Genomic DNA, 9902 nt, shown 5'->3' with positions numbered 1-9902 from the left:
CCGAGACGGTGGCCGACCTCCGGGGGTTCCTCGGGGACGTCGCCGCGATGGGGGCCGAGGCGACGGCAGACGACGAGGAACGAACGGCAGACGGCGACGAGGCGAGGCCGGACACGACGGGGCGTCGTCGGACGCCGCGGGTCACCGGCGGACCCGCGCGGAGGGGGAGCGATGAAGGGGGACGACCGGCGCTACCTCCTCGCGAAGGAGACGGTCGACGACCGAACGTTCGACCCCGGCGTCCGCCGACGCGTCCGGACGGACCTCGCCGGGCGGTCCGGCGACGTTCGCCTCCTCGACGCGGGCGCGGGACGGCCCCGTTCCTCCGCCGTCTCCTCGACTGGCCGGACCCGCCGGACCTGACGTACGTCGCCGTCGACGCCGACGCCGACGTCCTCCGCCTCGGCCGCGACCTGACCGCGGCGGCGGCGCGGGACCGCGGGTGGGCCGTCTCGGACGCCGGCGTCTTCGACGGACCGGGCGAGACGGTGGGGTCGCTGTCGCTCCGCGGCGAGAGCGCGATAGACGCCCGGTTCGTCCGCGGCGACGCCCTCGACGCGGCCGACGCGGGCGGGTGGACGTTCGTCCTCGCGCAGGCGTTCGTGGACCTACTCGGACCGGCGGGCGTCGACCGACTGCTCGACGGCCTCGACGCGGGCGGCCGGTTCTCCTTCCCCATCACGTTCGACGGCGGGACGGCGTTCTCCCCGTCCCACGAGGCCGACGACGCGGTTCTCTCGGCGTACCACGACACCATGCACGGCGACGACCGACTGGGGTCGCGGGCGGGCCGTCGACTCGAACGCCACCTCGGCCGGCGAGGCGTCGAGTTCGTCGCCGCCGACGCCGACTGGGCGGTTCGTCCGGTCGACGGCGCGTACCCGGCGGACGAGGCGTACTTCCTCCGCGTCATCGTGGACACCGTCGCCGACGCGGTTCGGGGGCGGGTCCCGGCGGCGACGAGGACGGAGTGGCACGGCGCACGCACGGCGCAACTCGACGACGGGCGACTCGGGTACGACGCGCACAACCGGGACGTGACCGGCTGCGTCGACTGAGACGACTCGCCGACGCGACACCCGTCGAGACGCGCGGTGCCGACACCGACGAACTTGTACGTACAGAGAATCACCGGACGGGTCGTCGCACCGTCGAGCCCACAGACAGGACCGAAACCGACCGAACGACGCGACGTCGAACCGAACGCCGAGATGGTTCTCACAGTATTGGAATTGAACCACAATATTATCCGTCGTGGCTGCCAACGACTAACCGTGACCCCATCATGAACGGATTCGGAGTCGTCTCGGCGCCGGCGGACCTGACGACGCTGAGCGCGGCCACGGTGGGGCGCACGCTGGAAGACTACGCCGACGTGTTCGACGACGAACTCGGCGTCGCCGGCTTCCCGAACCGCGCGACGGACACACAGGTACTCCCCGTTCGAGGTGACAACAATGAGTGAATCGATATTCCCCGACGTGACGCTAGACCAACGCGGTGCCGGCTGCCCCGGCCCTCTGATGGAGCTGGTCAGTGCGATCAAAGACGCCGACCCCGGAACCGTCATCGAACTGCAGACGAGCGACGCGGGTTCGAAAGACGACGTCCCGGAGTGGCTGGAGAAGGCCGGCCACGAACTCCTCGCGATGGAGGAACACGACGACTACTGGAGCATCTACGTCCAGAAGTCGTCGTGACCGCTCCGGGATAGTTTGAACAGCTCGCTGAACGAACCTCTCACCGATCCAATACAATGACACAACGAATTGCAATCGTCGGCGGCGGAACCGGCGGCTCGGTCCTCGCGAACCGACTGGCAGACGGTCTCGCGTCGGAACTGGACGCGGGCGACGTCGAAGTGACGCTCGTGAACGAATCGACCGATCACGTCTACAAGCCGGTCTGGCTGTACGTCGCCTTCGGTCAGCGCGACGTGTCCGACGGCGTCAGACCCCTCGCGGACCTCGTCGATCCGCGGATCGACCTCGTGTACGACCGCGTCGAGGGCATCGACACCGACGGGAAGCGCCTGACGCTCCGCGACGGCTCCGACCTGTCGTACGACCACCTCGTCCTCGCGACGGGGGCGACCATCACCCCCGAGGAGGTGCCCGGACTGGTCGAGGGGGCGCACAACTTCTACAGCGCCGACGGCGCGGAGCGACTCCGCGACGCCCTCGCGGACTTCACCGAGGGCCACCTCGTCCTCTCCGTCGTCGGGTCGCCGCACATGTGCCCGGCGGCCCCCGTCGAGTTCGTGATGATGGCGGACGAGTGGTTCCGCGAACGCGGCGTCCGCGACCAGGTGGACATCACCTACACGTACCCCATCCAGCGACTCCACGGGAAGGTGCCCGTCCACGACTGGGCCGAACCGCGCTTCGCGGAACGCGACATCGACGCGGTCACGTTCTTCAACGCGGAGGAGGTCGACCCCGAGGCGGGCGTCGTCCACTCGATGGAGGGCGAGGAACTCGACTACGACCTCCTCGTCGCCATCCCGCCGCACCGCGGCGACGAACTCGTGATGGACTCGGGCCTCGGCGACGGCGGGTGGGTCGAGGTGGACAAGCACACGCTCGAAGCGAAGCACGCCGACGACGTGTACGCCCTCGGCGACGCGAGCGACGTGCCGGCACCGAAGGCCGGCAGCGCCGCCCACTACCAGGCGTCCGTCGTCGCCGAACGCATCGCCAGTCGCGTCCGCGACCGGGTGCCGACGGCGACGTACGACGGGAAGACCGTCTGCTTCCTGGAGGCGGGCATGAACTCGGCGACGTTCCTCTCGTTCGACTACGAGACCGAACCGGTCGTCAGAGACGAGTCGAAGTTCGTCCACTGGGCGAAACTCGCCTACAACGAGTCCTACTGGCTCACCGCCCGAGGGCTACTCTGAGGTGATACCATGAGCGAATCCAACTCCGAAGTCGAGTTCGAGGCGGCGACGACCGACCTCGAACGCGCCATCGAGGAGAACCCCGAGGCGGTCGCCCGCTTCGTGGAACGACTCGACGTGGTGAACGAACTGCTCGACGTGGTCGAACTGGGAAGCGGCGCGCTCGAAGACGACATGGTGGCCGAACTCACCGGGACGGCGGCCACGCTGGCCGAGGCGGGCGACGCCGCGGCCACGCCCGAGACGGTCCGCCTCGCGACGGCGGTCGGCGAGAACGGCGACGAACTGTCCGAGGCGCTGGAGACGTTGGTCGAACTCCAGCGCTCGGGGACCCTCGACGACGTCGTCGCACTCGCCGACGTCGTCTCGCTGGCCTCCGGCGCACTCGAAGACGACATGGTGGCCGAACTCGCCTCGACGGGGTCGGCCCTCGGCGAAGTCGTCGACGAGGCGTCCGACCCCGACACCGTCCGGGGACTGACGGTGCTCATGCGGGCGGTCGGACGGGCGAGCGACCCGGACGACCCGCCGGAACCCATCGGGCTCCGGGGCGTGATTCGGGCCCTGCGAGACGGCGATGTTCGGGCTGGCGTCGGCTACTTCGTCTCGATAGCGAAGTCGGTCGGCGCGTCGCTGCGTCGGTGAGAAACGGCGGAGACGGGCGGCCGGCTACTCCTCGGTCGTCGTCGTGGCCTCGTCGCGTCGCCCTCGTAGATGGCGGCGCCGTCCTGTGCCACCTGCCGAGCGAGGACGGCGCACTTGATGCGCATCGGCGAGATGTCGACGCCGAGCATCTCGGTCACGTCGTCGGTGTCCATCTCCTCCAGTTCCGACAGCGTCGTCCCCTGCAGTCGCTCCGAGAGCATGCTCGCGGAGGCCTGACTGATGGCGCAGCCGTCACCGGTGAAGGCGACGAACTCGATTGTCTCGCCGTCGTCGGCCAGTTTGACCTGCATCGTGATGGTGTCGCCGCAGGAGGGGTTCTCCCCGGTGTGGGCGAACGTGGGGTCCTCCATCTCGCCCTTGTTCCGGGGGTTCTTGTAGTGGTCCAGAATCTGCTGTCGATACATGTCCGAGCCCATACCCATAGTGGGCGTTGGTAAGCGAGTTCGTCCCATAAGGGTTCCGGGGCGTTCGAAAACCGCCGCGTCCCTCGGTTCCGGAACGGGGTCACGCGGCCGACGTCGACGCCGACTCCGCGTCGCCGTCGCCGTCCGCGCCAGCGCTCACCTGTCGCCACTTCTTCTCCACGTCGCGGTTCGCGACGACCACCACGTCGCCCGACTCGTCGCGGAAGCGGCTCTTCCGCAGGCCGATGGACTCGACGACGCCCGTCACGGGGTCGGCGACCACCCGGTCGCCCGGGTTGAAGTCCGGGTCGCGGAGCAGGTAGACGCCCGCCACCGTGTCGGCTATCATGTTCGACAGCGCGTAGGAGACGCCGAGGGCGACGAACCCCGTCGCGGTGCCGAGACTCGCCGCCACGTCACCCATGCCGACTATCTTGAAGAACGCCAGCGCGGCACCGAACCAGAGGAACACGCCCGCGGCGGTGACGCCGAGGTCGACGACGAGGTCCTGTTCGTCGGGGTACAGCGCGTCGAGCGACCCGCGGAGGACCCACAACGCGACTCTGATGAGGACGTACGCGAGGGCGAGGAAGACGAGGCCCCCGAGCACGCTCGGGACCGCCTCCTGCAGGCCGCCGAGGAACTCCGCCGTCGTCTCGCGAACGACCCCGGCGATACCAGTCGTCTGGAGCATACTGCGCACAGACGTATCAGCGGTGAATAACGATTGGGGTGGCGTGGAGGCGGTCCGACGAGTCGACCGCTATTTTCACACAGATGACATTAATAGCCGCCGGGACGTACCCGTCGGTATGCCTTCACACGTTCTGGTTCCGTACGACGGCTCGATGCTCGCGGAACAGGCGCTGCGGTACGTCTGCTCGGAGTTTCCGACGAGCGAGGTCACGGTCCTGTTCGTCGTGGACAGAGGGACCGACGAGACGGCGGCGGCCGGGTGGGGCGACCATCCCAGCGAGTGGGACCAGTGGCTCGAGGAACGGCGAGAGCACGCCGAGGAGTTGTTCGAGGAGGCGACGACGATAGCCGACGAGTACGACGTCACCGTCGAGACGGGCGTCGGCGTCGGCCCCCTCGTCGACACCATCGTCGGGGCGACCGACGAGTACGGCGCCGACCTGATCGTCGTCGGCGCACACGGTCGGCCGTCGCTGGAAGCGCGCATCTTCGGGAGCGTCGCCAGCGGACTGGTCCGACGCTCGCCGGTCCCCGTCACCACGATTCGCAAACCGGTGACGTGAGTCCGCGCGGTCGACTACGCGACCGCACTCTGCAAGGACTCGGGTCCGTCCGCGTCACCCGGTCGGTCGAGCGACCGGTAGAACGCGACCGAGAACACCAGAAAGAGGCTCCCGAACAGCGCCATGAGGACGTTGCCGGCGACTGCGAGTCCCGCCAGGAGCGACAGCGGGAGGTCCGGGAACGTCGCGGCCGGGAGGCGCTGTGCGGAGATGAGCGTCGAGGGGATGCTCGTGAGCAGTCCGAGGACGAGGCCGGCGATGAACACGACGACGGAGTACCCGAACACCGACAGCAGGTTCCGCCGGACGACGCCGACGCTCCGCTTGAAGCCGCCGAGCGCGCCCGCCCCGTCGAGGACGATGGCCTGCCCGTAGAACTGCACGAAGAACAGCGGTAGGAACCACAGCAGGACGAACGCGACGAGGACGACGGGCGCGACGATGCCGAACGTCGAGGGGTTCAGCGCCCCGCCGGACGCCAGCGGCGCGAACACGCCCACGGAGACGACGGCGAACAGTATCGACGAGACGATGCCGAAGACGACCGCGCCGACCAACAGCAGGCCGTACGCGCCCAGCATCGACGTGTAGTGTCGCTTGCCCGCCGCGACGAACGTGCCGAGACTCGTCGTGCCGTCGAGCGCTTCGGCGGCCATCCCGAGCATGCCGGCGAAGACGAACGGGACGAGCACCAACGACAGGACGACGGTGACGCCGCTTGCCGCGACGGCCGCCGTCGGGCCGAGGAGTTGCGCGAACTGTACCGGAAGCTGTGCCAACATGAAGGCGAGCACGACGCCGACGATGCTCGGATTTCGTCGGAGCGCGCCGCCTGCTGCCTGGAGGGCTCTGGCGACTGCCATACGACGCGATTGTCCTGCCACATAAAAATACGCGACACCCGTTGTCTGGGACAGTGACTCGCCCCCCAGATTTTTAACTGGGTTCGACGCGGCAGTCGAGGGACGGCCGGTCCTACGCGAACAACTGGCGGGCGTCGTCGACGGCGTCGACGAGTTCGTCTATCTCGTCGTACGTGTTGTAGATGTAGAACGACGCGCGAGTGGACGCGGAGACGCCGAGTTTGTCGTGCAGGGGTTGCGTGCAGTGGTCGCCGGCGCGGACGGCGACGGCGCGGTCGTTGAGGATACTGGAGAGGTCGTGCGCGTGGACGCCGTCGAGGTTGAACGCGACCAGTCCGCCCCTGTCGTCGCCCGGCGGGCCGTAGATTTCGATGTCGTCGAACTCGGTCAGTCGGTCGTAGGCGTACTCGGCGAGGCGTTCCTCGTGTTCCTGGACGTTCTCCATCCCGACGTCGTCGAGGTAGTCGATGGCCGCGTGGAGGGCGATGCCCTGTTCGATGACGGGCGTGCCCGCCTCGAACTTCCACGGCAGGTCCTCCCACGTCGAGTCCTCGTAGGTGACGCGGCGAATCATCTCGCCGCCGTAGAGGTACGGCGACATCTCGTCGAGAATCTCCTCCTTCCCGTAGAGGACGCCGATGCCCGTCGGGCCGAGCATCTTGTGACCCGAGAAGGCGAAGAAGTCGGCGTCGATGTCCTTCACGTCCACCGGGCGCGTCGGGACGGACTGCGCGCCGTCGACGAAGACGTACGCGCCCACCTCGTGGGCCATGTCGGCGAGTTCGGCGACGGGGTTGACGGTGCCGAGCGTGTTCGAGACGTGGACGACGGACACCATCTTCGCGTCCTCGTCTATCAGTTCCTTCGCGTGCTCCATGTCGAGGCGGCCCTCGTCGTCCACTCGGACGTACTCCACGGACGCGCCCGTCTTCTTGGCTATTTGCTGCCACGTGACAAGCGAGGCGTGGTGTTCCATCTCCGTGAGGACCACCGTGTCGCCGGGTTCGAGTTCCTCCAGACCCCACGCGTAGGCGACGAGGTTCATCGCCTCGGTGGTGTTCTTCGTGAACACGACCTCCTCGCGGCCGGCCGCCCCGATGAACTCCGCCACTCGGTCGTGGGCGTTCTCGTAGGCGACGGACGCCTCCTGACTCAGGTGGTGGATGCCGCGGTGGACGTTCGAGTTGTAGCCGTAGTAGTAGTCCACGATGGCGTCGACTACCTGTTTCGGCGTCTGACTGGTCGCCGCGTTGTCGAGGTAGACAAGCGGTAAGTCGTCGTCCTCGTCCTCGCCGGGTACCGTGAAGTCGCCGCCTACCTTCCGGTCGAGGATGGGGAAGTCCTCGCGGATGGCCGCGACGTCTATCGGGTACGATTCCTGCACTCCCATTGGGTCTCTCTAACGGTCCCAGCACTAACACCGCTTCGGTCTCGGGGCCGCGACGAAACCGAAATCGGTAACGTTCGTGCGCCGATTCGACGAAAATAGACTACGATTGCGCCGGCGCTCCGCCCGCTACCGCATCCAGAGCAGTTGCGCGTGGCGCGTCTCGCCCACGTCGAGGACCGTCTCCTCGTCCACGATGCCGGCGTCCACGGCGACTTCGACCGCCCGTTCGCCGACGATGTTCGCCACCGACGCGCGCGTGAGACTGTCGACGACGGCCTGCGCGCCCACGTCGTCGGCCTCCTCGCCGCCGTAGAACTCCTCGGTCACTTCGAGCGACACCGGACCGTCCTCGTACGTCTTCCCGAGGCAGTCGCGGTCACAGACGGAGACCAAGAGCCCCTCCGGCGTCTCTCGCTCTCGCAGTAGCATCACCGGTCCTCGACGAGTTCCTGTTCCTGCTGCTGCCGGAGTTCGTTGGCCTGCTGTTGGACCTGTTCGGCCTCGTCCTCGCGGCCGAGGTCCTCCAGGGCGCGCGCCTTCTCTTCGAGCACGTCCGCGCTGCGCATCCCGAGGCGGATGGCGTTGTCGAACGCGTTGACGGCGTCCTCGCTCAGGCCGCGTTCCTGCAGGAAGAAGCCGCGGTTGTACCACGCCTGCGCGAAGCGCGGGTCTATCTCCACGGCGCGTTCGGCGTGGTGAAGCGCCTCCTCGGTCTCGCCGAACTGCCAGAGGGCGTAGGCGAGGTTCGTCTCCGCCGAGGCGGCGTGTTCGGAGTCGTCGTCGATGCGGAGGGCCTCCTGATACGCGCCGATGGCCTCGTCGTACTCCTCCAGTTGGGCGTGCGCGGCGCCCTTGTTCACCCACGCCTCCTGCGCCGCCAACGAGTCCTCGTCGGCGAACTGCGCGGCGCGTTCGAACGTCTCGGTCGCCTCCTCGAACCGGTTTATCTGCATGTACGAGAGGCCGACGTCGACGAGTTGTTCGACGTCGACTTCGTCGGACGCGACGTTCCGTTCGTCGAGTTCGTCGGCGATGACCCGCGTGTCGACGGGGTCCACCTTCGCCGGGTCGACGTTCAGTTCCGGCGGGTCGAGCGAGAACTCGTCGTAGTCCTCGCTGAACCCCTGTCCCTCGGAAAAGCGGTGGGGCTTGTCTCGCTCGCCGTCTTCTGCCATGCGGACGGATTCGGTGTCGAGACGGTTAAGAACTGCGTCACGCGGCCGTCGTGCGGCCGAACTGCGCCCGGCGCGAACGAGTGACGGACGGCGACAGAACGTTGAATTCGCTGGGAAACCGACGTTCCGCCATGCGACTGTTCGTGAGCATCGACCTCCCCGACTCGCTCACCGACGCCGTCCGGTCGGCCCAAGAGCGCTTCGCCGACGCGACGGCCTCCGGTTCACCGACCCCGCACAGGCGCACGTGACGATGAAGTTCCTCGGCGACACCGACGAGTCGCGCGTCCCCGACGTGCGAGACGCGGTGCAGGCGGCGATAGCCGACGCGACGCGGCACCGTACGACGCCACCGTCGGCGGATTCGGCGTCTTCCCGTCGCTGGACTACATCAGCGTCGTCTGGGCGGGCGTCCGCGACGGCGCGGGCGCGGCGGAGACGACGACCCTCGCCGAGGCCATCGAACGCGAGGCGGTCGAACGCGGCTTCGACGCGGAGGCGCACTCGTTCACGCCGCACGTGACCATCGCGCGGATGGACGACGCGCGCGGTAAGGACCTGGTGCGGCGCGTCGTCAGCGAGGCGGACCCGGACATCGGGACGTTCCGCGTCGAGGAGGTTCGCCTGACGGAGAGCAGACTGACCGACGACGGCCCCCGGTACGAGACGGTCGAGCGGTATCCGCTGTAGAGCGATAGCGGCGTCCGCTGTAGAGCGATAGCGGCGTCCGCCGTCGCGACGGCTTTCTGCCGCGCTCAGTCCGCGTCGCGCGGGGCGGCCCGCCCGCGGTCCTGCAACCGGACGAACTCCCGGCGCACGTCCTCGCGCTTGACGAGGAGGAAGCCGACGAAGATGACGCCGAACCCGCCGACGGTGGTGGCGTCGACGGCCGTCCCGCGGACCAGCCACCCGGCGACGGCGGCGAAGACGGGGATGACGTACTCCAGCAGGCTCGCCTCCATCGGCCCGACGTGGTCGAGCAGCCAGAAGTACATCCCGAACCCGCCCGCGCCGGCGACGACGGCGAGGTAGAAGAGCGCGGCGACGGCCTCGGGCGCCACTCGGCGGCCGCGAACGACTCCCACGGGAGGGCGACGCTCGTGCCGTGGAGGACGAGAGCGCCGACGAGCATCATCCACGCCTGCGTCGAGAAGAAGGGGAGGTCCGACTCGGCGCCGTGCGTCAGCACCGCCCCGAGGGCGAACGCGACGGCGGAGGCGAGGACGAGGCCGACGCCCAGCAGGTC

12 protein-coding genes and 2 pseudogenes are annotated in these 9902 nt (G+C 68.3%); 7 read left to right on the top strand and 7 right to left on the bottom strand.

All coding sequences use genetic code 11. The features are described 5' to 3' along the window. From GJ632_RS22255 to GJ632_RS14985, 5 genes are all read left to right on the top strand, one after another. Positions 1-1058: hypothetical protein (locus GJ632_RS22255; RefSeq protein ID WP_197428024.1), on the top strand; the 1058-nt coding region annotated here is incomplete at its 5' end. 227 nt (positions 1059-1285) lie between these two features. Further along, complete coding sequence (locus tag GJ632_RS15000) at positions 1286-1465, top strand: hypothetical protein (protein WP_191453382.1); 180 nt, start codon at positions 1286-1288, stop codon at positions 1463-1465. Then, complete coding sequence (locus GJ632_RS14995; protein WP_191453381.1) at positions 1458-1700, top strand: sulfurtransferase TusA family protein; 243 nt, start codon at positions 1458-1460, stop codon at positions 1698-1700. The genes GJ632_RS15000 and GJ632_RS14995 overlap by 8 nt, the downstream gene beginning before the upstream one ends. A 56-nt stretch (positions 1701-1756) precedes the next feature. After that, positions 1757-2899, top strand: a complete 1143-nt coding sequence (locus tag GJ632_RS14990; RefSeq protein WP_191453380.1) for an NAD(P)/FAD-dependent oxidoreductase — start codon at positions 1757-1759, stop codon at positions 2897-2899. A 9-nt stretch (positions 2900-2908) separates the two neighbouring features. Beyond that, positions 2909-3544 carry a DUF1641 domain-containing protein gene (locus GJ632_RS14985; protein WP_191453379.1) on the top strand — a complete coding sequence of 212 codons (636 nt, stop codon included), beginning with the start codon at positions 2909-2911 and terminating at the stop codon, positions 3542-3544. Between the two features lie 24 nt (positions 3545-3568). Here GJ632_RS14985 and sufU read toward each other — a convergent pair. Both sufU and GJ632_RS14975 read right to left on the bottom strand, forming a co-directional pair. Next, positions 3569-3987: pseudogene (sufU, locus tag GJ632_RS14980) on the bottom strand (Fe-S cluster assembly sulfur transfer protein SufU). 82 nt (positions 3988-4069) lie between these two features. Beyond that, positions 4070-4663 (bottom strand): mechanosensitive ion channel domain-containing protein, encoded by a 594-nt coding sequence (locus GJ632_RS14975; RefSeq protein WP_191453378.1) that lies wholly within the window; start codon positions 4661-4663, stop codon positions 4070-4072. Positions 4664-4781: 118 nt separating this feature from the next. Between GJ632_RS14975 and GJ632_RS14970 the strand changes: the two genes are divergently transcribed. Continuing rightward, positions 4782-5228, top strand: a complete 447-nt coding sequence (locus GJ632_RS14970) for a universal stress protein (protein ID WP_089803906.1) — start codon at positions 4782-4784, stop codon at positions 5226-5228. A 14-nt stretch (positions 5229-5242) separates the two neighbouring features. Here the strand turns inward: GJ632_RS14970 and GJ632_RS14965 are convergent, their stop codons facing one another. The 4 genes from GJ632_RS14965 to GJ632_RS14950 form a co-directional block, all read right to left on the bottom strand. Beyond that, the gene (locus tag GJ632_RS14965; protein WP_191453377.1) at positions 5243-6091 is read right to left on the bottom strand and encodes a hypothetical protein; all 849 of its coding nucleotides are present in this window, start codon (positions 6089-6091) and stop codon (positions 5243-5245) included. Positions 6092-6203: 112 nt separating this feature from the next. Further along, positions 6204-7475, bottom strand: a complete 1272-nt coding sequence (gene sufS / locus GJ632_RS14960; RefSeq protein ID WP_343161199.1) for a bifunctional cysteine desulfurase/selenocysteine lyase SufS — start codon at positions 7473-7475, stop codon at positions 6204-6206. A gap of 132 nt (positions 7476-7607) precedes the next feature. Continuing rightward, positions 7608-7910 (bottom strand): DUF424 domain-containing protein, encoded by a 303-nt coding sequence (locus GJ632_RS14955; protein WP_191453375.1) that lies wholly within the window; start codon positions 7908-7910, stop codon positions 7608-7610. Continuing rightward, positions 7910-8656: a tetratricopeptide repeat protein gene (locus GJ632_RS14950; protein WP_089803910.1), complete on the bottom strand. Its 747-nt coding sequence runs from the start codon at positions 8654-8656 to the stop codon at positions 7910-7912. Before GJ632_RS14950 ends, GJ632_RS14955 begins: the two co-directional genes overlap by 1 nt. Before the next feature lie 131 nt (positions 8657-8787). Between GJ632_RS14950 and thpR the strand changes: the two are divergent. Next, positions 8788-9346, top strand: a pseudogene (gene thpR / locus GJ632_RS14945) (RNA 2',3'-cyclic phosphodiesterase). Between the two features lie 65 nt (positions 9347-9411). Here thpR and GJ632_RS14940 read toward each other — a convergent pair. Further along, positions 9412-9741 carry an EamA family transporter gene (locus GJ632_RS14940; protein ID WP_394351814.1) on the bottom strand — a complete coding sequence of 110 codons (330 nt, stop codon included), beginning with the start codon at positions 9739-9741 and terminating at the stop codon, positions 9412-9414. Between the last annotated feature and the right edge of the window lie 161 nt (positions 9742-9902).

The sequence above is a fragment of the Halogeometricum sp. CBA1124 genome (genome assembly GCF_009741955.1).
Classification (GTDB): domain Archaea; phylum Halobacteriota; class Halobacteria; order Halobacteriales; family Haloferacaceae; genus Halogeometricum; species Halogeometricum rufum.
The sequence above is the reverse complement of the archived record's forward strand: the minus strand, read 5'-3'. Positions and strand labels throughout refer to the sequence as shown.

What these genes read in the sequence shown, in the direction of transcription:
- GJ632_RS15000 (WP_191453382.1), top strand. Translation starts at nt 1,286, where the DNA reads ATGAACGGATTCGGAGTCGTCTCGGCGCCGGCGGACCTGACGACGCTG.
- GJ632_RS14995 (WP_191453381.1), top strand. Translation starts at nt 1,458, where the DNA reads ATGAGTGAATCGATATTCCCCGACGTGACGCTAGACCAACGCGGTGCC.
- GJ632_RS14990 (WP_191453380.1), top strand. Translation starts at nt 1,757, where the DNA reads ATGACACAACGAATTGCAATCGTCGGCGGCGGAACCGGCGGCTCGGTC.
- GJ632_RS14985 (WP_191453379.1), top strand. Translation starts at nt 2,909, where the DNA reads ATGAGCGAATCCAACTCCGAAGTCGAGTTCGAGGCGGCGACGACCGAC.
- GJ632_RS14975 (WP_191453378.1), bottom strand. Translation starts at nt 4,663, where the DNA reads ATGCTCCAGACGACTGGTATCGCCGGGGTCGTTCGCGAGACGACGGCG.
- GJ632_RS14970 (WP_089803906.1), top strand. Translation starts at nt 4,782, where the DNA reads ATGCCTTCACACGTTCTGGTTCCGTACGACGGCTCGATGCTCGCGGAA.
- GJ632_RS14965 (WP_191453377.1), bottom strand. Translation starts at nt 6,091, where the DNA reads ATGGCAGTCGCCAGAGCCCTCCAGGCAGCAGGCGGCGCGCTCCGACGA.
- GJ632_RS14955 (WP_191453375.1), bottom strand. Translation starts at nt 7,910, where the DNA reads ATGCTACTGCGAGAGCGAGAGACGCCGGAGGGGCTCTTGGTCTCCGTC.
- GJ632_RS14950 (WP_089803910.1), bottom strand. Translation starts at nt 8,656, where the DNA reads ATGGCAGAAGACGGCGAGCGAGACAAGCCCCACCGCTTTTCCGAGGGA.